This window comes from Bradyrhizobium shewense (assembly GCF_900094605.1).
In the GTDB taxonomy this organism is placed as follows: domain Bacteria; phylum Pseudomonadota; class Alphaproteobacteria; order Rhizobiales; family Xanthobacteraceae; genus Bradyrhizobium; species Bradyrhizobium shewense.
In genome coordinates this window covers 1-25,350 of sequence record NZ_FMAI01000042.1, presented here as the reverse complement: position 1 = coordinate 25,350, position 25,350 = coordinate 1, and the positions used below count along the sequence as shown (strand labels likewise).

Below are 25,350 nucleotides of genomic sequence, written 5' to 3'. Positions count from 1 at the left end.
CGTGAGGCGTTGAACCTTCGTGCAAGCTGCCAAGACATTTTTACGGGCGGGGGTCACAAGACTCATTTCAAGGGAGCCCGATATGCCAAAAGCAGCTCGCATTTTTTCATCGATTTCAGCACCGCGCATTTACACCGAAAATTCAACCGTTCCGGCCAAACGCTCCGATACTTCCGAACTCATCGGGGTGGTTCTGTTCGCCGGCATTGGCCTGTTCATCTCGCTCGTCGCGGTCATCCTGGGCATGCAGGGCGCCTGGTTTTAGCTTCGCAGACCGGCCGCCGTCCATCAGCCGCCGCAGGCGGTGCCCCGGCGACTGATGATGTCGGCATGAACTCAGGCCGCGCGAAGGCTTGTTGCCGCCTGGAGGGCGCCGGCCAGCGACTTCTCGCGGTGGTCCGGGCCGACCTGGACGCCGTCGGCCGGAATGAATTCGACGCCGGTGATGCCCATGAAGCCGAACACCCAGCGCAAATAGCTTTCGAGATGTTCGCCGGCTGCGTACGGCGTCTCGACGCCGTAATAGCCGCCGCGCGAGATCGCCACGATCACGCGCTTGCCGCCGGCGAGCCCCTCGGGCCCGGCCGCGCCGTATTTGAAAGTCTTCCCCACCACCAGAATGCGATCGATCCAGGCCTTGAGCTGGCTGGGAATGGTGAAGTTGTACATGGGCGCGCCGATCACGACGATGTCGGCAGCCAGGAACTCATCCAGCGCGGCTGCGCTTGCGGCAAGGTCGGGTCCGAGTTCCGCCGGTGCGGGCGCGCCCTGCGCGGCGGCGAGGTGCGAGCCGGAGAGGTGGGCCAGCGGGGTCTGGGTCAGGTCGCGATAAGTGATGTCCAGTGAGGGCGTCGCCTGCCGGAGTCGGTCGACGATGGCGGCGGAGACCTGCCTGGAGACGGAGTGGGGGCCGAGCACGCTGGAGTCGATATGGAGGAGTTTCATTTGAGGTCACCATGGTATAAGTTTGTAACTAGAGCTACATGAGTGACTATCGAAAACCCCGCAAGAACGCACTTTTTTGAGCCATGGGCACATCTTTGAAACCTGAGAACACCGGTTTTCCTGCGACGCCGAGGCCCGATCCAATGCCGCATCCCGACCATGCGGACTGCCGTGGGGTCGCCTCCGTGCTGTCTCGTGTCGGTGACAAATGGAGCGTGTTCGTCATCATGATGCTGAGCGACGGGCCTAAGCGCTTCAACGAGCTGAAGCGCATGATCAACGGCATCTCGCAGCGCATGCTGACATTGACGCTGCGGGGACTGGAGCGCGACGGCCTCGTTACGCGCACGATCTTCCCCACCATCCCGCCGCGGGTCGACTATGAGTTGACCGATCTCGGCCGTGGCCTCCAGCAGCCGGTGAAGGCGCTCGGCGAGTGGGCGATCGCGCATCAGCAGCAGATCGCGGCGGCGCGGACGAAGTTCGACGAGCGGAACGATCCCTAGATCAGCGACACCAACCCGCCGCCGTGGCGCTCCAGCTTTCCGGCGAGCTCGAGCTCCAGAAGCACGGTGCGCACGATCGCGGGTGAGGCGCCGGACATCCGCACGAGATCGTCGATCGAGATGGGGGTGGGGCCGAGCAGGCCGGTGATCTGGTCGCGGTCGTGGCCTTGCGGATCGCTCTCGAACGGCTCGCTGTCGGGCTCGCTCACGGGGTGCATCAGCGGCCGCTCCATGATCGGTGCGACAGCATTGATGATATCGGCAGCTTCCGTGACGAGGGTCGCGCCCTGCTTGATCAGATCATTGGCGCCGGCGGCCCGCGGATCGAGCGGCGAGCCCGGCACCGCGAACACTTCGCGGCCCTGTTCGGCCGCCATGCGCGCGGTGATCAGCGAGCCCGAGCGGTGCGCCGCTTCCACCACGACGACGCCGAGCGAGGCGCCCGAGATCAGCCGGTTGCGGCGGGGAAAGTCGCGGGCGCGCGGCTCGTGGCCGAGCGGCATCTCGGAGATCGCAGCCCCCGCGTGGTCGAGGATCGCTGCGAGCAGGTCGCCATGCTCGGGCGGATAGATGCAATCATGACCGCCGGCGAGCACCGCGATCGTGCCGCTTGCGACACTGGCGCGATGTGCGGCCTGATCGACGCCGCGGGCGAGCCCGGAGATGACGATAAAGCCGGCTTCGCCAAGCTCGCGCGCCAGCAAGCCTGCGAATTTCAACCCGGCACCGGAGGCGTTGCGCGAGCCGACGATGGCGATCATCGGACGCATCAAGGTCTTCGTATCGCCGCGCACGGCGAGCAGCGGCGGCGCATCGTCGATCATCGCCAGCCGGGCCGGATAGCCGTCCTCGCCGGGCGCGCGCCAGGCGATGCCGAATTTGCGGCTCGCGGCGAGCTCGGCCTTGGCCTCATCCGCGCTGCAGATGCGCCCCGACCGCGCCGCGCCGCCGCGGCGCGCCAAGTCAGGCAGCCGCTCCAGCGCAGCACGCGGGCTGCCGAAATGATCGACCAGCGAACGAAAAGTGCGCGGGCCCACATTGTCGGATCGGATCAGCCGCAGGCGGTCGATCCGCTCAGCCTCGGTCAGCTCCACGCTCGGATTGATGGCGTCCACGGCGTCTCCCTTGTGGGGGCAGCATGGAACAACCTGAGGGCGTTGCGCAACAGCGGCGTGCGCTTGCGCGACCTCGCCCCGATGCTAAAAGCGATGCCAATAAGAAGGATTTTGCCATGATCTCACTTGCCGACCTCCAGCGCCGCATCGAAGCCGGCGAGTTGTCGCCCGATGCCGCCATCGCCCAGACGCATGCGGCGATCGAGGCCAAAGAGAAGGACGTCCACGCCTTCGTCCGACACGACAAGGCCGCGAAGGCGCAAAGCGCCGGCCCGCTGCGCGGCATCGCCGTCGGCATCAAGGACATCATCGACACCGCCAATATGCCGACCGAGATGGGCTCGGAGATCTATCGCGGCTGGCAGCCGCGCGCCGATGCGCCTGTTGTCATGATGCTGAAGCGGGCGGGCGCCACCATCATCGGCAAGACCACAACGACGGCGTTCGCCTCGCGCGATCCGACCCCGACGCTCAATCCGCACAATCTCGGCCATTCGCCGGGCGGCTCGTCCTCGGGCTCGGCGGCGGCCGTCGGTGCCGGCATGATCCCGCTGGCGCTGGGCACCCAGACCGGCGGCTCGGTGATCCGGCCCGCGGCCTATTGCGGGACTGCCGCGATCAAGCCATCGTTCCGGATGCTGCCGACGGTCGGCGTCAAGTGCTACTCGTGGGCACTCGACACGGTCGGCCTGTTCGGATCGCGCGCGGAAGATCTCGCGCGCGGACTTTTGGCGATGACGGGTCGCACAGAGTTTTCCGGCATCGTCCCGGCGACATCGCCGCGCATCGGCGTGGTCAGGCAGGAGTTTGCCGGCGCCGTGGAGCCGGCGGCCGAGGAGGGCTTGCAGGCAGCGATCAAGGCCGCGGAACGTGCCGGTGCCAGCGTGCAGGCGATTGATCTGCCGGAGGCGGTGCAGGAGGCCTGGCGCATCCATCCCATTGTCCAGGATTTCGAGGCGCATCGCGCATTGGCCTGGGAGTTTTCGGAGCGTCACGACGAGATCGCACCGATGTTGCGTGCAAGCCTCGATGCCACCGCGCATCTGACGCCGAAGGACTATGACGAGGCACGCCGGATCAGCCGTCGCGGCCGCCGCGAGCTCGGCGAATTGTTCGAGGGCGTCGACGTGCTCCTGACCTATTCGGCGCCCGGCACGGCTCCAGCCAAGGAGCTCGCGACGACAGGCGATCCCCGCTACAACCGGCTCTGGACGCTGATGGGCAATCCTTGCGTCAACGTGCCGGTGCTGAAGGCGGGTGGCCTGCCGATCGGCGTGCAGGTGATCGCGCGCTTCGGCAATGATCCGGTCGCACTCTCGGCGGCTTGGTTCCTGGAGAACGCGCTGGCGAAATCAGGTTAGCGCGGGTTCGGAAGCGACAAGGGACTGTGCGGGCTCGGAGAGCGGTGCGCCGACCTTTGCATCTTGCCCGAGCCAGCGCTCGGCGGCTGCGCGCCCGCTCCGATGCAGCAGGCGAATGAAGCCGCGGCCGAGATCGGTGGACGAACGTTGGGCCAGGCCGTCAACGGAATCTTCCGCCGCGATCCTGGTGAGGCGCAGCGACGGCGCAGCATGAGCCTGCGCCCAGGCGATCGCCGCCATCTCGGCATTGAGGGCGGCGTTGGCCGCGATCTGGTCGAGCCGGCGATCGATCGCGGCGAGCGTGATCGGCACGTAGCTGTCGCGCGCCGGCGTGACCTGGACGAGCAGGACGTCGGACGTCGACGTCTTCTGCGCCAGCCGCAGCAAGGGTGGATTGCCGCCAAAGCCGCCGTCCCAATAGGCTTCGCCCTCGATCTCGACGGCGCAGTGCACCAAGGGCGGACAGGTCGAGGCCAGCGCGACATCGGCGGTGATGGCGTCGTTGCGGAAGATCTGCTGCTGCCCGTCGCGGATCCGTGTCGCCGCGATCAAAAGCTTCGGGCACTCCGGATTGAGCAAGGCGGCGAAATTGATGTCGCGCGACAGCGCCTGCCGCAGCGGATCGAGATCGAACGGATCGAACTGGCCGGAGCGCAGCGTCGGGCCGAACGCGACCGAGCTTCCCGCCGGCGAAAATCCGCCGACCAGCATCAGTGAGCGGAACGAGGCCTCGTGCATCAGGCGGAGCCAGAACCGGCTCAGCCGTGCCCGGGCAGCTTCGCGGCCGCCCTCGGCAAGGCCGGAGGCGAGCAGGAGCGCATTGATGGCGCCGGCGCTGGCGCCGCTGATGCTGTCGATCTCGATCGGCTCTTCCAGCAGCCGCTCCAGCACGCCCCAGGTGAAGGCGGCGAAGGTGCCGCCGCCCTGCAGCGCCAGCGAGAGCTTTCGCGGCGGCCATTGGCCGGCGTGTAGTTGCGCACGCGGAACGGGCGCGGTCGTCGCCACCACCTCGACCGTCACAGGCGCTTGCGCGATCGGATCAGGATGCGACGCTGGTGGCAAAACGGGAAGAGACTCTGGCGCGGGAGGCGGCGAGGGGGCATCGGACCAGATGTCTGTGGTCGAGAGCAGACGGCTTGCCGCGGTGCGTACCGCACCTTGCGAACCAACCCCGTCATGCGTGCCGACAATCTTCTCGCTCATTCTGAGCAACCGCGTAACGCCATGTCCGCTGTCAGGATGACAGGCCGGAATCCGCTCGCCAATACAACCGTGATTCGGCCGTCATTTGCGAACGCGAATTGACATATAATGCACAAGAGGTGCCTCGGTATCCGTAGATGCCCGGCTTTGGACACTCGTTTGACGCGAGCCGGTATCCACTTCGCTCGAAAACGCTCTACGCCTTCTCGCCGATCCGGCTTTCCTTGCCGGTCTGCAAGCGCTTGATGTTCTCGCGGTGCGCGTAGAACAGCAGCAGCGTCAGCAGCGCCGTCAGCGCCGACAAAGCGAGATGCCCGAACCACCACAGGAACATCGGCGTGACGAACGCCGCCACCAGCGCGGAGAGCGAGGAGTAGCGGGTGGTGAAGGCGGTCGCCAGCCAGATCAGGCAGAACACGACGGCGCCAGGCCAGAACAGGCCGAGCAGGATGCCGATATAGACGGCCACGCCCTTGCCGCCCTTGAACTTGAGCCAGACCGGGAAGAGATGGCCGAGGAACGCGCCGAGCCCGGCCACCATGGCCGCATTGGGTCCTGCGACGTAGCCGGCGATCACCACGGCCACGGTGCCCTTGAGCGCGTCGAACAGCAGGGTGCCCGCGGCAAGGCTCTTGCGCCCGGTGCGCAGCACATTGGTGGCGCCGATGCTGCCGGAGCCGATCGAGCGGATATCCTGGGTGCCGGCGAGCTTGGTCAGGACCAGCCCGAACGGGATCGAGCCGAGGAGGTAGCCGATGACGAAGGCCACCGGCAGAAATGCTTCAAGCCCCATGGCGGCAGCTCCAAAGGCCCGACTTCCGAGCCGAACGATTGCGCACATCAGACATGTTCGTAGACCGTGCGTCCGCCGACAATGGTGCGCACCACGCGGCCTGTAAAGCGGGCCTCGTCGAACGGGGTGTTCTTGCAGGGCGATTTGAGGTCGGCGGGATCGACCACCCAGGGCACATCGGGGTCGATCACGATGACGTCGGCCGGGCTGCCTGCACGCAGGGTTCCGCCAGGCAGGCCGAGCAACTCGGCCGGGCGGGTCGACATCGCGCGGATCAGCGTCTTCAGGTCCAGCTCGCCATTGTGCACGAGGCGGAGGCCGGCGGGCAGCATGGTTTCGAGACCAACGGCGCCGGGAGCGGCTTCCGCGAAGGGGAGGCGCTTGACCTCGACGTCCTGCGGATTGTGGTCGGACATGATGACGTCGAGGAGGCCGGAGGCGATTGCGGCCACCAGCGCGCGGCGGTCGTCCTCCGTCCGCAGCGGCGGCGACAGTTTCAGGAACGAGCGGTAGGGGCCAATGTCGTTCTCGTTCAGCGCAAGATGGTTGATCGAGACCGAGGCGCTGACGGCGAGCCCGGCGTCGCGGGCGCGCTGGAGGATATCGAGGGAATCGATGCAGGTCAGCGAGGCCGCGTGATAGCGGCCGCCGGTCAACGCCACAAGGCGCATGTCGCGTTCGAGGATCACGGCCTCGGCAGCATTCGGGATGCCCATCAGGCCGAGCCGCGATGCGAACTCGCCCTCGTTCATCACGCCTTCGCCGACGAGATCGGGGTCCTCGGTGTAGTGCACGATCAGCGCGTCGAAATCGCGCGCGTAGGTCAGCGCGCGGCGCATCACCTGCGCATTGGTCACGCTCCTGACGCCGTCGCTGAAGGCGACGGCGCCCGCGGCCTTGAGCAGACCGAATTCGGTCATCTCATCGCCGTGCATGCCCTTGGTGAGCGCCGCCATCGGCTGGATGTTGACGATCGCGGTGTCGCGGGCGCGGCGCATCACGAAGTCGACGGTTGCCGAATTATCGATCACCGGAGAGGTGTCGGGCTGGCAGATGATGGTGGTGATGCCGCCGGTCGCGGCCGCCTGGCTCGCAGTGGCAAAGGTCTCGCGATGGCTGAAGCCGGGCTCACCGACGAAGGCGCGCATGTCGATCAGGCCGGGCGCGACGATCTTGCCGGAGCAGTTGACGATGTCGGTGCCTTCGGGGACGCCGGCCGCGCCGATGCCGCGGCGAGTCTCGCGGATGGCGCCGTCGGCGATGAGAACGTCGCCGACACCGTCGAAATCCCGGGAGGGATCGACGACGCGGGCGTTGGCGAGCAGGATGGGGCGGCGATCGGTCAGCATCGGCATCACGCGTTCGGCAGGTTACGGGCGAGCGCTTCCAGCACCGCCATGCGCACGGCCACCCCCATCTCCACCTGTTCGCGGATCAGGGACTGCGCGCCGTCGGCCACAATCGAGTCGATCTCCACGCCGCGGTTCATGGGGCCCGGATGCATCACCAATGCGTCGGGCTTGGCGTAGGCGAGCTTCTTCTGGTCGAGCCCGAAATAGTTGAAGTACTCGCTGGATGACGGCACGAAGGAGCCGTTCATACGCTCGCGCTGCAGCCGCAGCATCATGACGATATCGGCGCCGTTCAGCCCCTCGCGCATGTCGCGCGCGACCTCGACGCCCATCCGCTCGATGCCCGGTGGCAGCAGCGTGGTGGGGCCGACCACGCGGACGCGGGCGCCCATCGTGTTGAGCAGGATGATGTTGGAGCGGGCGACGCGCGAATGCAGCACGTCGCCGCAGATCGCGACCACGAGCCCCTCGATCCGGCCCTTGTTGCGACGGATGGTGAGCGCGTCGAGCAGGGCCTGGGTCGGATGCTCATGGGCGCCGTCGCCGGCATTGATCACGGAACCGTCAACCTTGCGCGCCAGCAGTTCCACCGCGCCGGAGGCATGATGGCGCATCACCAGGATGTCCGGGTGCATCGCGTTCAGCGTCATCGCGGTGTCGATCAGCGTCTCGCCCTTCTTCATGGACGAGGAGGACACCGACATGTTCATGACGTCCGCGCCGAGCCGCTTGCCCGCGAGTTCAAACGAGGATTGGGTCCGGGTGGAGGCCTCGAAGAAGAGGTTCACCTGCGTCCGTCCCCGCAGGACGGTGCGCTTCTTGTCAACCTGGCGGTTGAGCTCGACATATTCTTCGGACAGGTCGAGGAGGCCGGTGATGTCGGCCGCGGAAAGGCCCTCGATGCCCAGCAAATGCCGGTGGCCGAGGACGAAGGTCGATTTCGATGTCATTAAAACGAGAGCTATAGGCGCGGATGGATGAGGGGGCAAGGGCCAAAGCCGGGGCGGTGAGTTATCCCCTGATCTGTCCGACCCGACGCTGCGGCGTTGCCTCTTCGTCATGCCCGGGCTTGTCCCGGGCATCCACGTTCTTCTATCGCATTTGACGCAAAAAGAACGTGGATGGCCGGGATAAACCCGGCCATGACGATGTGGGGGCATTTCGTGAAAACAATCCTGACTGTGCTCTTGGCTGCAGCAACAATCAGCGCCGCCCACGCCCAATCGCTCCCCGGCGGCTTCGTTTTCCTGCGCGAGATCGATCCCAGCATCATCCAGGACATCCGCTACGCCACCTCGAACAATTTCGTCGGCCGGCCGCTCGCCGGCTACAATGCCGGTGAATGCGTGGTGAAGCGCGAAGTCGGGCTGCGGCTGAAGGCGGTTCAAGAGGAGCTGGCGGCGCAAAATCTCTCGCTCAAGATGTTCGACTGCTACCGGCCGGCGCGGGCCTCGCTCGACATGGTCAAGTGGTCGCAGAACGGTCATGAGACGGCCGCCGAGCGGCGCTACAATCCCAAAATTCCCAAGACCGAACTGTTCCGCCTCGGCTACATCGCGAGCCGGTCGCAGCATTCCACGGGCGCCGCGCTCGATCTCACTTTGGTCGATCTCAAAGCCGACAACGCCGCCAAATACGATCCGGCAAAGACCTATGCCGATTGCACCGCGCCGGTCGAAGCGCGCGCGCCGGAAGGCAGCGTCGACATGGGCACCGGCTACGACTGTACCGATGCCAAGGGCCATACCGCGGCACCGGCGATCACCTCCGAGCAGCGCATCTGGCGCAAGCGGCTGGTGGCTGCGATGACCAGGCAAGGCTTTGTGAACTATTCGAAGGAGTGGTGGCATTTTTCCCTGCCGGGGGCCGGTGGGGCAGCCTATGATTTCCCGATCCAGCCGCGCCGGAACTGATTCCGCGCCGAGGAAGCACCATGACCCAGCCGAGCTTTGCGACCCACGAGGTCTTCAACCAGTCGCCGCCGTTCGAGGATATCGACCTGTTCACTGTCGATCGGCCGCTGGTCGATGCGGTGAAGGCCAATGGTGGTGCGGCGGCGGAACGCGAGCTGTCCGAGTTTGGCAAGCAATGGGGCTCGGCTGCGATGGCCGATCGCGGGCGCGTCGCGAACGAGAATACGCCGAAGCTGCGCACCTTCGACGCCAAAGGTAATCGCCGCGACCAGGTCGAGTTTCACCCGGCCTATCACGAATTGATGGCGCACAGCGCCCATGCCGGCGTGCACAATTCGACCTGGACCGCGAACGGCAAACCTGCGGGTGATGCCGCCGAAGTCATTCGTGCAGCAAAATTCTACATGGCCGCCCAGGTCGAGACCGGCCATCTCTGTCCGATCACGATGACCCGCGCCTCCGTCGGTGCGCTGGCGATGCAGCCGGACCTGCTCGGCAAGGTGATGCCGGTGCTGTCGACCAGGAGCTACGACCCGAGCTTTGCGCCGTGGTGGCAGAAGCGAGGCATGACGCTCGGCATGGGCATGACCGAGAAGCAGGGCGGCACCGACGTGCGCGCCAACATGACGCGCGCGGTGCGCGAGGGCGAGGCCTATCGCATCACCGGCCACAAATGGTTCATGTCGGCGCCGATGTGCGATGCGTTCCTGGTGCTGGCGCAGGCGGACAGCGGGCTGACCTGTTTCTTCATGCCGCGCTTCGCGCCGGATGGTTCGGTGAATGCGATCCAGTTCCAGCGCTTGAAGGACAAGCTCGGCAATCGCTCCAATGCGTCGTCCGAGGTCGAGTTCGTCGGTGCCTACGCCGAACGGGTCGGCGAGGAGGGCAAGGGCATCCGCACCATCATCCAGATGGTGCAGCTGACGCGGCAGGATTGCGCGATCGCCTCCGTCGGCCTGATGCGCTCGGGGCTCGCGCATGCGCTGCATCACGCCCGCCACCGCAGCGTGTTCCAGAAACATCTGGCCGACCAGCCTCTGATGCAGGCCGTGCTGTCGGACATGGCGCTGCATGTCGAGGCGAGCACGGCGCTGGTGATGCGGCTCTGCCGCGCCTTCGACCGCACGCCGCACGATGCGGCGGAGGCCGCCTATATGCGGCTCTTGACGCCCGCGATCAAATACTGGACCTGCAAGAGTGCGCCGCCGTTCCTCTACGAGGCCATGGAATGCCTCGGCGGCAATGGCTATGTCGAGGACGGCATTCTGGCGCGGCACTACCGGGAATCGCCGGTCAACGCGATCTGGGAGGGCTCCGGCAACGTGATGTGCCTCGACGTGCTCCGGGCGCTCTCGCGCGAGCCGGAGGCGGCGACGGCTGTGCTGCAATCGCTTGCGGCCGAGACGAAGGGCTTGCCCGGCGCAGGCGAGACGGCCACCTTCATCGGCAAGACTTTCCGCCGCGCCGATGGCGAGCGCGTCGCGCGTCTCGCCGTCGAGAAGCTGGCGCTGCTGGCTGCGGCTGCGGCTCTCAACGGTGTTTCCCCGCGCAATGCCGAACTGTTCGCGAGCACGCGTCTTGCGGCCAATCACGCCAGCATGTACGGCGCCGTGGAGCTGGAGAACGGCGACGTGCGCGCGCTGCTGGAGCGGGCGCTGCCGTGAGTCTTCCTAACGAAAGCCTCCTGATGGATTCCCTCAATCCCGACCATCCGCCGCTGACTGTGACGCCTGCGCCGCCGCGCGTCTGGATGTTCTTGGGCACCGCGCTGTGGGGCCTCTTCGTCTTCGTCGCGATGTTCGTCGGGCAGATCGGCGCCGTTGTCCTGCTGGCGGTGCAGCGTGGTCTTCCCATGGACTTCGCCTCGATCCAGCTCGTCGGCAGCGAGCCCCAGACGCTCGCGCTTTCGGTCATCATGGGCCTGCCGGCGACGCTCCTGGCGGTGTGGCTCGCCATCCGCATCAAGAAAGCCTCCTTCGTCGACTATCTCGCGCTGCATTGGCCGTCCTGGAAGCAGCTCCTATTCGGTGCGGTCGGCCTCATCCTGCTTGTGCTGGTCTGGGAGACGATGTCGCGCGCGCTCGGCCGCGAGGCGACGCCGGGGTTCATGACCGATCTGTTGAAATCGGGCCGCGACAAGGGCGCGGCGCTGCTGCTGCTGTTCGCCTTCAGCGTGGCTGCGCCGATGTCGGAGGAGATCCTGGCGCGCGGCTTCCTCTTTCGCGGCTGGTCGGCGAGCTTCCTGCGCGTGCCCGGCGCGATCCTGCTGTCGTCGCTGGTCTGGACGGTCGTGCACCTGCAATACGACATGTACTTCCTCGCCGAAGTCTTCACCATCGGCCTGTGGTTCGGCTACATGCGCTATCGCGCGAATTCGCTCTGGCTCACCATCGTGCTGCACGCGCTGAACAATCTGACCGCGGTGGTCCTGACGATGTGGCTGGGGAGCTAAGCTGCCAGCGCGATCGCGATCGGCATCGTGATCGCCGCCAAAATCGTCTGCAGCGTGATGATCTGCGCCAGCAGCGGGGCATCGCCGCCCATCTGGCGCGCCATCACATAGGCGCTGGACGAGGTCGGCACCGCCGCGCAGATCGCCACGATCGCGCGGCTGTCGCCTGATAGCCCGAACCAGAGGGCAAGCGCCAGCGCCAGCGCAGGCATCAGCGCGAGCTTGAAGACGACGCCGATGGCCGCGGCCAGGCTTGGACGCAAGAAGCCTTCGAGATGCAGGCCGGCGCCGGTGACGAGCAGGCCGATCGCGAGCGAGGAGCGGCTGAGCGCGTCTGCCACCTCGTGCCAGAGTTTTGGCAACGGCAGGTGGGTGACGTTGACGAAGAGCCCGATGGCGCAGGCCCAGATCAGGGGATTGCGGATCACCGTCATGACGATGGTCCGCGCTGACTGCTTCTCCGGCGCGGCATAATGGGCGAGCACCACGACGCTCAACACATTGACGAGGGGAATGATCGCGACCATCGCCACGGAGGCGAGCGCCAGTCCGACATCGCCGAACATGTTGGCGGCGACCGACAGCCCGACGAAGGTCTGCCAGCGCGTCGCGCCCTGGAAGATCGAGGTAAAGGCGGGCCCGTCGATATCGAGCCGGGCCAGGGCAGGGCGCAGCGCGAGGCACAGTAGCGACATCGCCAGCGCCGACAGCAGCAGCGCGCCGCCAACGCCGGCGACCGGCACCTTGGAGAGGTCGGCCTTCACCAGCGTCTGGATCAGCAGCATCGGAAACAGCACGAAATAGGTCAGCCGCTCCAGCCCGTGCCATTGCGTGTCGAGCCGCATCAGGCTGCGCTTCAAGACGACGCCGAGAACGATGAGGATGAAGACCGGCAGCAGCGCCGCGATCACGACGGCCATCGGTCAGGCGGTCCCTGGACGGAGATTGGCGAGGCGGTCGAGCGCGCCCTGCAGGATGAAGATCGCGGCGTGCTCGTCGATCACCTCGGCGCGCTTGGCGCGGCTGACATCCATGCCGATCAGCTCGCGCTCGACCGCCGCGGTCGAGAGGCGCTCGTCCCACAGGCCGATGGGGAGGGCGGTCAGGCCGGCGAGATTGCGGGCGAAGGCGCGGGTGGATTGCGCGCGCGGACCCTCGCTGCCGTCCATGTTGATGGGCAGGCCGAGCACGAAGCCGACCACCCTGCGCTCGGCCGCGATCGCGAGCAGCCGGGCGGCGTCCTGCTTGAACTGCTTGCGCTGGATCGTCTCGACGCCGGTCGCAAGCCGCCGGTCCGGATCGGACACCGCAACGCCAATGGTCTTGGTACCGAGGTCGAGCCCGACCAGCGCGCCGCGGGCGGGCCAGTGGGTTGCAGCGTCGACGAGAGGCAGGATAAGAGCCGGCATGCGTAGCGCATATCACGCGTCGCGCCGCGGAGTGAACCCGGAACAATGGATGCACTGACATTATTCGGCCTGTTCGCCGTCACGGCGATGCTGGTCACTTATGCCCTGGAAGATCGCAGCCATTGGTTCGTGCTGCTGTTCGCCGCATCCTGCGCGCTCGGCTCGGCCTACGGTTTTCTGCAGGGCGCCTGGCCGTTCGGGCTGGTGGAAGCGATCTGGGCCGTCGTGGCGCTGCGGCGGTGGCAGCTGAAGCCGTAGATGATCCAGCGGCAGCAAGCAGCGCGCGAAATCGTGATGCGCGGGCGCATCGATCATTTGTGGGAAATCTCACACTGGTGACATTGCAGACCATGGCATGATGCCGGTGGTTGCATGGCAGGAGATGTACAGGTCTAAAGTAGTGTGGGGCGGAGCCCCCGATTTCCAGAACGATCGGCAGCGATCGGCCATCCGGCCCGCGCTGCAACTTCGCGCAGATTTTTTCAGGCGCTCACCAGGTCCAATATTCGCCAATCATTTGAGAGGTCACCGATGCTCATCAAGCCAAGCCTGATCGCGGGCTCAGAAAGGCGATTCAAGCAAGCCGAGTTCTCACCCGATGCCCTGAACCGGAAACTGGGCGACGGTCCGATCGAGATGACCGTCGAGAAGATGCGCGTGCGCCAGCGCCAGCTGCTGGCCGAGACGCAGGACGTGGAGAAGGCCGAGATCGGCCTGGAGCGGATCATCCAGGGCAATGATCTCGACAGCATCAACTATCTCGCCAAGGGGACTGCGGCCTCGCGCTCGGTCTGCCGCATTCAGCTCAGGGATCTCAAGTCGAACCTGCTCGGCTACGGCTCGGGCTTTCTGATCGGGCCGGGCCTGCTGCTGACGAACCATCATGTCTTCGGCAAGCCGGCCGACGCCGCCAATTCGATCGCCGATTTCAACTACGAGCTCGACGTCTCCGGACAAGAGCGTGTGCCGGTGCGGTTCGGCTTCGAGCCGGGCAAAGTTTTCTACACCAATGACAGGCTGGATTTCTCGATCGTCGCGGTGGCGCCGACCTCGCTGTCGGGCCACGAGGAGCTCGAGGATTGGGGATGGTTGCCGCTCAGCGGAGCGCCCGGCAAGGCAGACCCCGGCGAGTACCTCACCATCGTGCAGCACCCCAGCGGGCAGATGAAGCAGGTCTGCGTCCGCGAGAACAAGCTGCTCAAATATGTCGGCGACTTCCTCTGGTACAACACCGATACGACGGCGGGATCGTCGGGCTCGCCGGCGTTCAACCGCTTCTGGCAGGTGGTCGGGCTGCATCACAGCGGCGTTCCCCGGAAGGATTCGCAAGGCCGCACCCTGGCCAAGGACGGCAAGGTGTGGAAGCCGTCGATGGATGAATCCCTGATCGACTGGATCGCCAATGAAGGCATCCGGATCAGCGCGATCGTCGCCGATCTCAAGGTCGCCGTCGGCTCCCATCCCTTGATCAGGCCGGTGCTGGACGAGGAAGAGCCGCCGATCCGGCTCGAGGTCGAGAAGGTCAGCGCGCCGGTCGCCGCGCCTGCTTTCGGCGCCAATGTCTGGGTCGAGCAGTCGCTCGACGGGACCTCGCTGGTGGTCCCGATCCGCGTGCCGTTGCCGATGTTCAGGAAGGACATTCCGTTCGCTCCGCTGGCGCCCGTGCCGGGCCCGGCTGGGGGCAACGGAGGGGCGCAGAACGGCGGTATGCCGAACGGTGGCAAGCCGTTGATCGCTCCGCCGGTCGGCCTCCTGCCTCGCATCAGTGCGAACGGCCTGCCCCTGGAGGCCGTGCATATCGATCAGAGCACGCTGAAATCGCGTCCTGGATACAAGGCGAATTTTCTCGGCACCGGTAAATTCTCGGTGGCCCTGCCGAAGATTCCGGCCGCTCTCAAGTCCCGGATCGCGACGCTGAAGGGAAGCTCCAGGCAGTCCGAGCTGAAATATTTCAACTACAGCGTCGTCATGAACAAGGAGCGCCGGCTCGCCTTCTTCAGCTGTGTCAATATCGACGGCGGGCAGCAACAGGATGTCGGCAAGCGCGAAGGCGATTCCTGGCTGCGCGATCCGCGCATCGACGACGACGCCCAGATCGGCGACGAGTTCTACCGCAAGCAGGCGACCTTCGAGGCGGACCGCAGCAAGAATCCGTTCGATCGCGGTCATCTCGTGCGCCGCCTCGATGCGACCTGGGGCGACACCGTCGCCGCGGCAAAGCAGCATGGCGACGATTCCTTCCACTTCACCAATTGCTCGCCGCAGTTCTTCTCGTTCAACCAGGGCAAGCAGCTCTGGGCGGGCCTGGAGGATTACACGCGCGATGTCCTGCTCGAAGGCGAGGAGAAGGGCATCGTCATGAACGGTCCGGTGTTCGACGGGCCGGATGCCGATGGATCCGATCTGCCCAATCCGGCCGGGCGGCCGCACAAGGATCCGAGCTTCGGCGGCGTTCAAATCCCGAAATATTTCTGGAAGATCCTGATCCGACGCAACGAGGATGACGACGCGCTCAAGGCGGCGGCGTTCCTGATGAGCCAGCGAAAGCTGGTCATGGAGATCGATCGCATCCAGGAGGTGGACCTGCGCGAAAAGATGTCGGAGGAGGACGTCAGCGTCTTCCAGGTCTCGATCGCGGACCTCGCGAAATTGACCAAGCTCGATTTTGGCAATCTCACTGATGCGGATTCGCACGAGGCGACCTCGGTCGGCCCGCGGCGGATCGAGTCCTATGAGGACATTCGACTCTAGAACAGCGCGGCCTGACGCGGCGTCACCGCGTCAGGCTGCGATGACGTCCTCGTCCTGCTTCAGGCACGCGGCAAAGCCGCCGAGCGCGCTGGATTGATTTCCGGCGCGACGCTGGATGAAGAGGGTCTCGACGCGCGCGTGCGTGGTGCTCAGCGTGTGGATCGAGACGCTGCCGTTCATCGCGCTGCGCTCGACGACGGCACGCGGCAGCAACGTCACGCCCATGTCGGCGGCAACGCAGCCGATCATGCCGTCGAGCGTGCCGAGTTCGAAGCGCGCGGCTGAAGGCCAGCCGAAGTCGACGAAGATCTGCTCGAGCCGTTGGCGGTAGGTGCAGCCGGTGCGGAACACCAGCGCCGTCGGGCCGGATTCCGGCGTGCCGGCGCGCAGCTCGGCGAGCGAGGTCCAGCGCCGCGCGCCGACCAGCACCAGCTCTTCGCGGAACGCGCTCGTCGCGGTGAGGTCGGCATGCGCGATCGGGCCCGCGACGAAGGCGCCGTCGAGCGCACCTTCGAGCACGGCTGCGACGAGGTCGGCCGTGGTCGCCGTGCGCAAGGAGAGCCGCACGGCGGGGAAGCGGCGGTGGAAATCGGCAAGCAGCGGCGGCAGCCGTACCGCCGCTGTCGTTTCCATCGAGCCGATCGCAAGCGGTCCCTTCGGCTCGCCATCGTCGCGCGCCGCAAGCACGGCCTCGCGCGACAGCGCCGCCATCTTTTGAGCGTAGGGGAGGAGGCGCTTGCCGGCGCCGGTCAACGTCATGCCACGGCTATGGCGTTCGAACAGGGGCGTGCCGATCTCCGCCTCCAGCGCCTTCACGCGCTGGGTGACGTTGGATTGCACCGTGTTGAGCTCTTCGGCGGCGCGGGTGATGCCGCCGGTGCGGGCAACAGTGGCAAAGGTCTGGAGATCGATGAGTTCCATGGCACCGTTTCGGGTTTGAGATGGTAGCGTTCGCAACAATTCAATTTTCGAGAATGCTAATCGCGCTTACTCTCGCTGTCCAGATCGGGGGAGGGGCCATGCCCATTGCGACACCGCTGACCACGCTGCTTGAGATCAGCCATCCCGTCCTGCTGGCGCCGATGGATGTCATCGCGGGCAGCCGTCTGGTCGCGGCCGTGAGCGGCGCCGGCGGGTTTGGCATTCTGGGCGGCGGCTATGGCGAGAGGACGTGGCTGGAGCGGGAGACCGCGAAGCTCGCTTCGCTGTCCGCCCCGTTTGGGATCGGCTTCATTACCTGGAGCCTCGCCAAGCGGCCCGAGCTTCTCGACATCGCGCTCTCCGCAAAGCCGTCCGCGATCATGCTCTCGTTCGGCGATCCCGCGCCGTTCGCAACGAAGATCAAGTCGGCTGGCGCGCGTCTGATCTGCCAGGTGCAGGACGAAGCGATGGCGCGGCAGGCGCTCGAAGCCGAAGCCGATATCCTGATCGCGCAGGGGACGGAGGCGGGTGGTCACGGCGCCTCCCGCACCACGGTCGATCTCGTGCCCGCAATCGTAGATCTTGCCGCGGGCGTGCCGGTGGTTGCGGCCGGCGGCATCGCCGATGGGCGTGGGCTTGCTGCGATGATGATGCTGGGCGCGAGTGGCGTGCTGCTTGGCACGCGCTTCTATGCGAGTGAGGAGGCCGATGGTGCACAGGAGGCCAAGCGGCGCATCTGCGCGGCAAGCAGCGGCTCGACTGTGCGCGGCATCATCTTCGATCTCTCCCGCAACAATGTCTGGCCGGCGCCGTTTACCGGGCGGTGTCTGGTCAATGATCATGCCCGGCGCTGGAGTGGTCGCGAAGTCGAGTTGATGCAGAATGTCGCTGGGGTCGCGGCGGATTATGCCGCGGCCAAGGCAGCCGGCAATTTCGACCTCGCCGCCGTGATCGCAGGCGAGGCGGTCGGCCTGATCCATGATATTCCGCCGGCAGCGGAAATTGTCGAACGCATCGCGAGCGAGGCTGAGCAACTCCTGGCCGGTCGTCGCAACTCCATCGTGTCCGCCTGAACTGCGAGAGAAAACCCATGTGGCCTGACCGTCGACTGATCGACCTCTTCAAGACCGAATTTCCGATCGTCCTGGCGCCGATGGCGGGTGTGATGGATGCGGAGCTGGTGATCGCCGTGGCAGAGGGCGGTGGGCTCGGCTCGTTGCCGAGCGCGATGCTGTCGCCGGAGAAGGCGCGCGAGCAGGTCAACATCATCCGCCAGCGCGTGAAGGCGCCGGTGAACATGAACTTCTTCTGCCACACGCCGGTTGACCTTTCGACCGAGGCCGAAGCGCGCTGGAAGCAGCGGCTCACGGGGTATTACACCGAGCATGGTCTCGATCCCGCAGCGCCGATCAATGCGGCGAACCGCGCGCCGTTCGATGCCGCCTTCTGCGAGGTCGTCGAGGAGCTGAAGCCCGAGATCGTCAGCTTCCATTTCGGTCTGCCGGAGGAGGCGCTGCTCAAGCGCGTCAAGGTCGCCGGCTGCCTCGTCGTCTCGTCGGCGACGACGGTCAAGGAGGCGGTCTGGCTCGAACAGCGCGGCGTCGATGCCGTCATTGCGCAAGGCGTTGAGGCCGGCGGCCATCGCGGCATGTTCCTGACCGACAAGATCTCCGAGCAGCCCGGCACGTTTGCGCTGGTGCCGCAGGTCGCCGATGCCGTGAAGGTGCCGGTGATCGCGGCCGGTGGCATCGCGGACGGGCGCGGCATCGCAGCCGCCTTCGCGCTCGGTGCCTCGGGCGTGCAGATCGGCAGCGCCTATCTGCGCTGTCCGGAGTCCAAGGTCAGCGCCGGCGGCCGCAAGGCGCTGGCTGAAGCGCGGGACGATTCCACCGTGATCACCAATGTCATGACCGGCCGGCCGGCGCGCGGCATCCAGAACCGCCTGATGCGCGAGGCCGGCCCGATTTCGCCGGATGCCCCGCCGTTTCCCCATGCCGCGACCGCGCTGGGACCATTGAAGACGGCTGCCGAAAAGCAAGGCAGGGTGGATTTCACCAATCTCTGGGCTGGACAGGCCGTTGCGCTGGGCCGCGAGGTCCCTGCGGCCGAATTGACCCGGGATTTTGCCAAATCGGCGCTGGCCCGCATGAAAGCGCTGGCCAGCTAAGTCCCGGCGCCGGTTGCGGCGCAAAACCGGCCTCTGCTATACGGCACATAGGTTTTGCCGTGAGAGGCCTTATATAATGTCCGTCGACGCCGCTACCGTCCGCCGCATCGCGCATCTGGCGCGCATCGCGGTTTCCGAGGGCGAGGTTCCGCATCTGCAGGGCGAGCTCAACGCCATGCTCGACTTTGTCGAGCAGCTCTCGGAGGTCAATGTCGAGGGCGTGGAGCCGATGACCTCGGTCACCCTGATGCAGATGAAGAAGCGGCAGGACGTGGTCAATGACGGTGAGATCGCCGACGATATCGTTGCCAACGCGCCCGCGACCGAAGGTCACTTCTTCCTGGTGCCCAAGGTCGTTGAATAAACAGGTTAGGTCCGATGTGCCTGCTTTGCGACGATGAGAAGGCCTATCAGGCCTACATGAACTATCTCGACAAGATGGAGCGGCAGGGCAAGGCTGCCGATCCCAACGTCGCCGTCAATGCCGTGCTCGACGAGATCGAGGCCGCCGCCAATGCGGCCGCCAAAAAAGACGACCCGGCCAACGACAAGACCCTGTCTCCTTTCTTCTGCAGCCCGATCAATAAATGACCGATTTGACATCGCTGACGCTCGCCGAGGCCCGCAAGGGTCTCGCCGACAAGACTTTCACGTCCCTCGAGCTGACCGACGCGCATCTGAGCGCGATCGAAGCCGCGCGCGTGCTCAATGCCTTCGTGATGGAGACGCCGGAGCAGGCGCGCGACATGGCGAAGGCCGTGGACGAGAAGATCGCCAAGGGCGATGCCGGCCCGCTCGCCGGCATTCCGCTCGGCATCAAGGACCTGTTCGCGACCAAGGGTGTGCGCACCACGGCATGCTCGAAGATCCTCGGCAATTTCGTGCCGACCTACGAGTCCACCATTACCTCGCAGCTGTGGCGCGACGGTGCGGTGATGCTCGGCAAGCTCAACAATGACGAATTCGCGATGGGCTCGGCGAACGAGACCTCGTGCTTCGGTCCGGTCGGCAATCCCTGGCGGCGCGAAGGAAGCAACACCACGCTGGTGCCGGGCGGCTCGTCCGGCGGCTCGGCCTCGGCCGTGGCGGCGCTGCTCTGCATGGGCGCGACCGCGACCGACACCGGCGGCTCGATCCGCCAGCCGGCGGCATTCACCGCGACCGTCGGCATCAAGCCGACCTATGGCCGCTGCTCGCGCTGGGGCATCGTCGCCTTCGCCTCCTCGCTCGACCAGGCAGGTCCCATTGCGCGCAGCGTGCGCGATGCCGCGATGCTGCTGCGCTCGATGGCCGGGCACGACCCCAAGGACACGACCTCGGTCGACATTGCCGTGCCGGATTACGAAGCCGCGATCGGCAAATCCGTGAAGGGCATGAAGATCGGCATTCCCAAGGAGTATCGCCTCGACGGCATGCCGGCCGAGATCGAAAAGCTCTGGAGTGAGGGCGCGGCCTGGCTGAAGGCGGCCGGCGCCGAGCTCGTCGAGGTGTCGCTGCCGCACACCAAATACGCGCTGCCGGCCTATTACATCGTGGCGCCGGCGGAGGCGTCCTCCAACCTCGCGCGCTATGACGGCGTCCGCTACGGCCTGCGCGAGCAGGCCAAGAACATCACCGAGCTCTATGAGAACACCCGCGCCGAAGGTTTTGGTGCGGAGGTCCGCCGCCGCGTCATGATCGGCACCTATGTGCTCTCGGCCGGCTATTACGACGCATATTATTTGCGCGCCCAGAAGGTGCGCACGCTGATCAAGAAGGATTTCGAGGATTGCTTCGCGAAGGGCGTCGACGCGATCCTGACGCCGGCGACGCCGTCGGCGGCCTTCGGCATCGGCGAGAAGGGCGGCGCCGATCCGGTCGAGATGTATCTCAACGACATCTTCACGGTGACCGTGAACATGGCGGGCCTGCCCGGCATCGCGGTGCCCGCAGGCAAGGACGCGCAGGGCCTGCCGCTCGGCCTGCAATTGATCGGCCGTCCGTTCGAGGAGGAGACATTGTTCTCGCTTGGCGAGGTGATCGAGCAGGCCGCCGGCCGCTTCACGCCCGCGAGGTGGTGGTGAATGCCGCCGCGTTCATCGCGAGCCTCGACGGCGCCGCGCCCGCGCCACACCTGAGCGCGCCGCTCGCTGGCCTCTGGTGGGCCGCGAAGGGCGACTGGGACCGCGCGCACAAGATCGTCCAGGACGAGAGCAGCCGCGACGCGGCCTGGGTGCACGCCTATCTGCATCGCGTCGAAGGCGATCTCGGCAATGCCGGCTACTGGTACCGCCAGGCCGGTCAGCCCGCTGCAAAGGATTCATTGGAAGCGGAGTGGGAGCGGATCGCTGTCACGCTGCTCGGGAGCACGACATGAGCACGGCCACGCACAAGCTTCTCAAGGGCGCCACCGGTGACTGGGAGGTGGTCATCGGCATGGAGATCCATGCCCAGGTGACGTCGAAGTCGAAACTGTTCTCCGGCGCGTCCACTGCGTTCGGGGGCGAGCCGAACTCGCAGGTGTCGCTGGTCGATGCCGCGATGCCGGGCATGCTGCCTGTGATCAACGAGGAATGCGTCAGGCAGGCTGTCCGGACCGGGCTCGGTCTCAACGCGCAGATCAATCTGCGTTCGGTGTTCGACCGGAAGAACTATTTCTATCCTGACCTGCCGCAGGGCTATCAGATCAGCCAGTACAAGTCGCCGGTGGTGGGCGAGGGCGAGGTGATCGTCGATCTCGATGGCGGCCGCAGTGTCTCCATCGGCATCGAGCGGCTGCATCTGGAGCAGGATCCCGGCAAAATGCTGCACGACCGGTCGCCGTCGCTGTCCTACATCGATTTCAACCGGTGTGGCGTGGCGCTGATGGAGATTGTCTCGAAACCGGACATCCGCGACGCCGAGCAGGCCAAGGCCTATGTGACCAAGCTGCGCTCGATCGTGCGCTACCTCGGCACCTGTGACGGTGACATGGAGAAGGGATCCTTGCGCGCTGACGTCAATGTGTCCGTGCGCAAGCCCGGCGCGCCGCTCGGCACCCGCTGCGAAATCAAGAACATGAACTCGATCACCTTCATCGGCCAGGCGATCGAGTATGAAGCGCGGCGCCAGATCGAGATCCTGGAGGACGGCGGTCAGATCGAGCAGGAGACGCGTCGGTTCGATCCCAGCAAGGGCGAGACGCGCTCGATGCGGTCCAAGGAAGAGGCGCATGACTACCGCTACTTCCCCGATCCCGACCTGCTGCCGCTGGAGTTCAGCCAGGAATTCGTCGACGAGCTGAAGGCTGAGCTCCCCGAGCTGCCGGACCAGAAGAAGACGCGCTTCGTCGCCGATCTCGGCCTGTCGGCCTATGATGCGAGCGTGCTCGTCGCCGAGCGCGAGAGCGCGGTGTTCTACGAGACCGTGCTCGACAAGCTCGGCAACCGCGCGCGCGACGGCAAGATGGCGGCGAACTGGGTGATCAACGAGCTGTTCGGCCGTCTCAACAAGGAAGGCCGGGATATTACGGGCTCTCCAGTGAGCGCCGAGCAGCTCTCGGGGATCATCGACCTGATTGGCGACGGCACGATCTCGGGCAAGATCGCCAAGGATCTGTTCGAGATCGTCTGGCAGGAGGGCGGCGATCCCCGTGCGCTGGTCGAAAGCCGCGGCATGAAGCAGGTCACGGATCTTTCGGCGATCGAAAAGGTTGTCGACGACATCATCGCGGCCAATCCCGACAAGGCAGCGCAGGTGAAGGACAAGCCGCAGTCGCTCGGCTGGTTCGTCGGCCAGGTGATGAAGGCGTCGGGCGGCAAGGCCAACCCGCAGAGCGTCAACGACCTGCTCAAGTCCAAGCTCGGCGTCTGACGTCGCGCGTTCGAACGAGGTGACGGACACGCTTCGTCACCTCTCTTTCGGTTCGTGATGCGACGCTCGCGCGCATCCTCGGCGGCAAACTTCATCCCGACCAGACGCGATGCGACGGCCGAATCGCCGTCACGCGATTCGCGCAAAAAGGCGGCTCGCACACGCTCTGGCGAGCGCTCGCGCCGTTAAGCATGAAAATAATTTCGTTGCCAAAAATCGCGACTCAGAGTCCGCGAAATGCCTTTGCAAGGTGATCTCGACCGTCACGATGCGCACCGTCGGGTCGATCGTGCGCGATGCGCGCGTGCAGGAAAATACTTGCTGCATAGAGTTTTCTGCAATCGCATCTCTCGCAGACATCGACGATGCGGGCACTCTGCGCGATCGTGCAAACGCGTCATGCAGCGTGCTTGCATCGCGCTCGCCAAGCGCACGCGCCTTGCGCCGTCAACACTTCTTTAAGCGAGACGCTGTTTTTTTCGTTGTGTTGGTGTATTTGGGATGAGTGTGCACTCGATCCCCGAGTGCATGCAGCGATTAAGCCATCTCACACATCGGAGGGCAACATGGCCAAGAAAGCTAAGAAGGCAAAGAAGGCGAAGAAGGCGAAGAGCGCAGTGAAGAAGACTGCGAAGAAGACCCGCAAGGTCGCCAAGAAGAAGTAACTTCGCTTCTGAAGTTGCCGGCTCCTCGAGAGCCGGCACGTCATCAGCGCCTCCCAGAGGTTCTGGTCGACGATAGAGGGTGTCGGCGAGACATCAGGTCAACGGTCGGATCGCTCTCTTCGCGGTCCGGCAGAAGAAACAAGTTTTCTTCGTTCGGTGCGGGGCCGGTTCTCCGGTTCTGCAATTTCACGAGTGGCCTCGCGGTCAAGTGGAATCTGGTCCTGACGTGTTCGCCGACGCCCTCGTTCTCCTGAGGCCGGGGTATTGCCGGCATTCCTTTTCCCCACATTGCTGATCTGACCATAGCGTCATCGTTGCGCTGGCCGCTCCACCTTGGGCAGGCCCGATTGCGTGCTGCTCGCACGCCGCTTCGCCATTTGCGGTGTCATCGTCGGGCTCCGACCGGGCGATCGGGTACGCCGCGGCTTCCCGAGCGACATTGCTGTCTCCGGAATGTCCGGGTCATCCGCCTGCCGCATTCGCTGACGCTTCGGCGTTCCAAGACGACGGCCCCCGGCGAAGCCTTGGCCGTAGCCGGGACGCGGGTGACGACGGCGAGTGGGGACGCCACAGGATGCGCCCACCGCGCGCGATGGTTATCGATGTCCCAAAATCCCAGGGTAAACCAAATCTGACGAATCACGGAAGTGCCTGCAAATCAGGGACTTCTTGAATTCTGCGCGCCGGCGTCGCGCGCTCGCGTTTACGTCTGCTTCATCGCGATACTTAAACTGCCATTCAAATTTGCCCGCCATCATCGCCTCCAACAAGCCGGCAAACGGCGTTGGGCAAGAAGACTAAGGGATGAGTTGAACAGTGCACGGTCCCGGGAAGGGTCATGCACATCAGAGTTGGACGGGAGCCGCGCTCGGGGGAGCAAGGCACAAGAAAAAAGGGGATGCGTTATGTTTCAGGGTACTTTCGATCTGGAGACGGCAACGCCGATCGACGCGACCGCGCTGTCGGACGTGCTGTTCGAACGCGGGATCTATTGGGCGAGCGGCCGTTCCGGGCTGGTCGATCTCGTCGCCGCGCACAAATGGTTCAACCTCGCCGCCCTGAAGGGCCGCAAGGACGCCGTGACCCTGCGCCAGGAAGTCGCCGGGCAGATGTCGGATGCCGAGATCTCGGCCGCGCAGCGCGAGGCGAGGGCGTGGGTCTCCACGCACTGAACCGGGAATCGGATCCACACCCGTGTTCCCACGGGTGGGCCTGGTTGCGCTGAATCAAGTTTCTTCGTCGTGCCGCCACATAAGACCCGTGCGGCATGAGCGAGCCCGACACCAATGGACGATGGCTGCCGATGCAGATCGCTCCCGATGAGTGCGATCTGGAACTCGGACGTCCGCACAAGACGGGGATTCTGCCCTGGTCGTTTCCGTGCCGGCGCAGGTCCGGCGTCTGGTACAACGTCTGGGCCGGCGAAGCGGTGCTGATTTCGCCCTCGCATTGGCGGATCTGGCGGTTCCACCGCTAGGCGCGAACCGAACACATACCCACACATATAAGATGGCGCGAATCGAGCTGGAGCTCGCCGCGCCGATCCTTGCGCCAGGCTTTCGCGCGGCCTCACGAGCGCTTTCAGGTGAAAGAACGCCCAGACCTTGATTGATTCTGCCTGAGCGACCCGAGACATAGGTGACAGAACGTACCGGACACATGGGTTACACTTTCTGCTTTTGTTCTGCGGGAGGTGGCGATGCCGTGGAGAGCGAGTTCGGTCATGGAAGAACGCCTTCGCTTTGTCGCCCGGCTTCTGGAAGGAGAAGCCATGTCCGAGGTCTGTCGCGAGTTCGGCATCTCGCGGAAGACCGGCTACAAGATCTTCGATCGCTATAAAGAGCACGGTCTCGAGGCCCTGAGCGATCGCTCCCGGCGGCCGGTCCGCTATGCCAATCAGCTGCCAAGCCAGATCGAGACCCTGATCGTGCAGCTCAAGGCCGAGAAGCCGCATTGGGGTGCACGG

At 65.3% G+C, this 25,350-nt stretch carries 28 protein-coding genes; 19 read left to right on the top strand and 9 right to left on the bottom strand.

Features of this window, described 5'->3' with window-relative positions:
* Positions 1–82 precede the first annotated feature (82 nt).
* Positions 83–265, top strand: a complete 183-nt coding sequence (locus tag GA0061098_RS39820; protein WP_091967040.1) for a hypothetical protein — start codon at positions 83–85, stop codon at positions 263–265.
* A 71-nt stretch (positions 266–336) separates the two neighbouring features.
* Here the strand turns inward: GA0061098_RS39820 and GA0061098_RS39815 are convergent, their stop codons facing one another.
* On the bottom strand, positions 337–945 hold the full coding sequence (locus tag GA0061098_RS39815) for an FMN-dependent NADH-azoreductase (RefSeq protein WP_091967038.1): 609 nt from the start codon (positions 943–945) through the stop codon (positions 337–339).
* A gap of 83 nt (positions 946–1,028) precedes the next feature.
* On the opposite strand from GA0061098_RS39815, the gene GA0061098_RS39810 reads away from it, so the two are divergent.
* Positions 1,029–1,451 carry a winged helix-turn-helix transcriptional regulator gene (locus GA0061098_RS39810; RefSeq protein ID WP_091967036.1) on the top strand — a complete coding sequence of 141 codons (423 nt, stop codon included), beginning with the start codon at positions 1,029–1,031 and terminating at the stop codon, positions 1,449–1,451.
* Here the strand turns inward: GA0061098_RS39810 and dprA are convergent.
* Entirely contained in the window at positions 1,448–2,566 is a 1,119-nt protein-coding gene (dprA, locus tag GA0061098_RS39805; RefSeq protein WP_091967035.1) for a DNA-processing protein DprA, read from the bottom strand. The two genes, GA0061098_RS39810 and dprA, sit on opposite strands and share 4 nt — an antisense overlap.
* Positions 2,567–2,682: 116 nt before the next feature.
* On the opposite strand from dprA, the gene GA0061098_RS39800 reads away from it, so the two are divergent.
* The gene (locus tag GA0061098_RS39800) at positions 2,683–3,927 is read left to right on the top strand and encodes an amidase (RefSeq protein WP_091967033.1); all 1,245 of its coding nucleotides are present in this window, start codon (positions 2,683–2,685) and stop codon (positions 3,925–3,927) included.
* Here GA0061098_RS39800 and GA0061098_RS39795 read toward each other — a convergent pair.
* From GA0061098_RS39795 to GA0061098_RS39780, 4 genes are all read right to left on the bottom strand, one after another.
* Positions 3,919–5,130 (bottom strand): patatin-like phospholipase family protein, encoded by a 1,212-nt coding sequence (locus tag GA0061098_RS39795; RefSeq protein ID WP_091967031.1) that lies wholly within the window; start codon positions 5,128–5,130, stop codon positions 3,919–3,921. The genes GA0061098_RS39800 and GA0061098_RS39795 overlap by 9 nt on opposite strands.
* Positions 5,131–5,326: 196 nt before the next feature.
* On the bottom strand, positions 5,327–5,923 hold the full coding sequence (gene plsY, locus GA0061098_RS39790) for a glycerol-3-phosphate 1-O-acyltransferase PlsY (RefSeq protein ID WP_091967029.1): 597 nt from the start codon (positions 5,921–5,923) through the stop codon (positions 5,327–5,329).
* Between the two features lie 47 nt (positions 5,924–5,970).
* Positions 5,971–7,272, bottom strand: a complete 1,302-nt coding sequence (locus GA0061098_RS39785) for a dihydroorotase (RefSeq protein ID WP_165637917.1) — start codon at positions 7,270–7,272, stop codon at positions 5,971–5,973.
* Positions 7,273–7,277: 5 nt separating this feature from the next.
* A complete protein-coding gene (locus GA0061098_RS39780) occupies positions 7,278–8,225 on the bottom strand; it encodes an aspartate carbamoyltransferase catalytic subunit (RefSeq protein WP_018321103.1) in 948 nt (315 codons plus the stop codon).
* Between the two features lie 198 nt (positions 8,226–8,423).
* Here GA0061098_RS39780 and GA0061098_RS39775 point away from each other — a divergent pair, with 198 nt between their 5' ends.
* Genes GA0061098_RS39775 through GA0061098_RS39765 form a run of 3 tightly spaced genes read left to right on the top strand, consistent with a single transcriptional unit; the run spans position 8,424 to position 11,640 of the window.
* On the top strand, positions 8,424–9,188 hold the full coding sequence (locus GA0061098_RS39775; RefSeq protein ID WP_091967062.1) for a M15 family metallopeptidase: 765 nt from the start codon (positions 8,424–8,426) through the stop codon (positions 9,186–9,188).
* Positions 9,189–9,208: 20 nt separating this feature from the next.
* A complete protein-coding gene (locus GA0061098_RS39770) occupies positions 9,209–10,852 on the top strand; it encodes an isovaleryl-CoA dehydrogenase (protein WP_091967025.1) in 1,644 nt (547 codons plus the stop codon).
* Between the two features lie 23 nt (positions 10,853–10,875).
* Complete coding sequence (locus tag GA0061098_RS39765; RefSeq protein ID WP_091967023.1) at positions 10,876–11,640, top strand: CPBP family intramembrane glutamic endopeptidase; 765 nt, start codon at positions 10,876–10,878, stop codon at positions 11,638–11,640.
* Here the strand turns inward: GA0061098_RS39765 and GA0061098_RS39760 are convergent.
* Together GA0061098_RS39760 and ruvX are read right to left on the bottom strand one after the other, a co-directional pair.
* Positions 11,637–12,560, bottom strand: a complete 924-nt coding sequence (locus tag GA0061098_RS39760) for an AEC family transporter (protein WP_091967021.1) — start codon at positions 12,558–12,560, stop codon at positions 11,637–11,639. The two genes, GA0061098_RS39765 and GA0061098_RS39760, sit on opposite strands and share 4 nt — an antisense overlap.
* Before the next feature lie 3 nt (positions 12,561–12,563).
* On the bottom strand, positions 12,564–13,049 hold the full coding sequence (ruvX, locus tag GA0061098_RS39755) for a Holliday junction resolvase RuvX (RefSeq protein ID WP_091967019.1): 486 nt from the start codon (positions 13,047–13,049) through the stop codon (positions 12,564–12,566).
* Between the two features lie 45 nt (positions 13,050–13,094).
* Between ruvX and GA0061098_RS39750 the strand changes: the two genes are divergently transcribed.
* On the top strand, positions 13,095–13,307 hold the full coding sequence (locus tag GA0061098_RS39750; protein WP_091967017.1) for a hypothetical protein: 213 nt from the start codon (positions 13,095–13,097) through the stop codon (positions 13,305–13,307).
* A gap of 273 nt (positions 13,308–13,580) precedes the next feature.
* Entirely contained in the window at positions 13,581–15,800 is a 2,220-nt protein-coding gene (locus tag GA0061098_RS39745; RefSeq protein WP_091967015.1) for a DNA/RNA non-specific endonuclease, read from the top strand.
* Positions 15,801–15,830: 30 nt separating this feature from the next.
* Here GA0061098_RS39745 and GA0061098_RS39740 read toward each other — a convergent pair whose 3' ends face one another.
* A complete protein-coding gene (locus GA0061098_RS39740) occupies positions 15,831–16,721 on the bottom strand; it encodes a LysR family transcriptional regulator (RefSeq protein WP_091967013.1) in 891 nt (296 codons plus the stop codon).
* A gap of 98 nt (positions 16,722–16,819) precedes the next feature.
* Here GA0061098_RS39740 and GA0061098_RS39735 point away from each other — a divergent pair, with 98 nt between their 5' ends.
* From GA0061098_RS39735 to GA0061098_RS39675, 11 genes are all read left to right on the top strand, one after another.
* Positions 16,820–17,794, top strand: coding sequence for an NAD(P)H-dependent flavin oxidoreductase (locus tag GA0061098_RS39735; protein ID WP_091967011.1), 975 nt, complete (start codon positions 16,820–16,822; stop codon positions 17,792–17,794).
* A gap of 17 nt (positions 17,795–17,811) precedes the next feature.
* A complete protein-coding gene (locus GA0061098_RS39730) occupies positions 17,812–18,888 on the top strand; it encodes an NAD(P)H-dependent flavin oxidoreductase (RefSeq protein ID WP_091967009.1) in 1,077 nt (358 codons plus the stop codon).
* Positions 18,889–18,964: 76 nt separating this feature from the next.
* Complete coding sequence (gene gatC / locus GA0061098_RS39725) at positions 18,965–19,252, top strand: Asp-tRNA(Asn)/Glu-tRNA(Gln) amidotransferase subunit GatC (protein ID WP_091967007.1); 288 nt, start codon at positions 18,965–18,967, stop codon at positions 19,250–19,252.
* A gap of 14 nt (positions 19,253–19,266) precedes the next feature.
* Positions 19,267–19,479 carry a hypothetical protein gene (locus tag GA0061098_RS39720; RefSeq protein ID WP_018321091.1) on the top strand — a complete coding sequence of 71 codons (213 nt, stop codon included), beginning with the start codon at positions 19,267–19,269 and terminating at the stop codon, positions 19,477–19,479.
* Positions 19,476–20,951 (top strand): Asp-tRNA(Asn)/Glu-tRNA(Gln) amidotransferase subunit GatA, encoded by a 1,476-nt coding sequence (gene gatA / locus GA0061098_RS39715; RefSeq protein ID WP_091967005.1) that lies wholly within the window; start codon positions 19,476–19,478, stop codon positions 20,949–20,951. The genes GA0061098_RS39720 and gatA overlap by 4 nt, the downstream gene beginning before the upstream one ends.
* Positions 20,942–21,244 (top strand): hypothetical protein, encoded by a 303-nt coding sequence (locus GA0061098_RS39710; RefSeq protein ID WP_091967003.1) that lies wholly within the window; start codon positions 20,942–20,944, stop codon positions 21,242–21,244. The genes gatA and GA0061098_RS39710 overlap by 10 nt, the downstream gene beginning before the upstream one ends.
* A complete protein-coding gene (gatB, locus tag GA0061098_RS39705; protein WP_091967000.1) occupies positions 21,241–22,719 on the top strand; it encodes an Asp-tRNA(Asn)/Glu-tRNA(Gln) amidotransferase subunit GatB in 1,479 nt (492 codons plus the stop codon). Before GA0061098_RS39710 ends, gatB begins: the two co-directional genes overlap by 4 nt.
* A gap of 109 nt (positions 22,720–22,828) precedes the next feature.
* Entirely contained in the window at positions 22,829–23,224 is a 396-nt protein-coding gene (locus GA0061098_RS45470; RefSeq protein WP_165637913.1) for a hypothetical protein, read from the top strand.
* A gap of 1,065 nt (positions 23,225–24,289) precedes the next feature.
* Positions 24,290–24,556, top strand: coding sequence for a hypothetical protein (locus GA0061098_RS39685; RefSeq protein WP_018321086.1), 267 nt, complete (start codon positions 24,290–24,292; stop codon positions 24,554–24,556).
* A 95-nt stretch (positions 24,557–24,651) separates the two neighbouring features.
* Positions 24,652–24,861, top strand: a complete 210-nt coding sequence (locus GA0061098_RS39680; protein ID WP_091966998.1) for a hypothetical protein — start codon at positions 24,652–24,654, stop codon at positions 24,859–24,861.
* Positions 24,862–25,083: 222 nt separating this feature from the next.
* Positions 25,084–25,350, top strand: a 267-nt coding sequence (locus tag GA0061098_RS39675) for a helix-turn-helix domain-containing protein (protein ID WP_129590846.1), incomplete at its 3' end; no start/stop codon positions are given.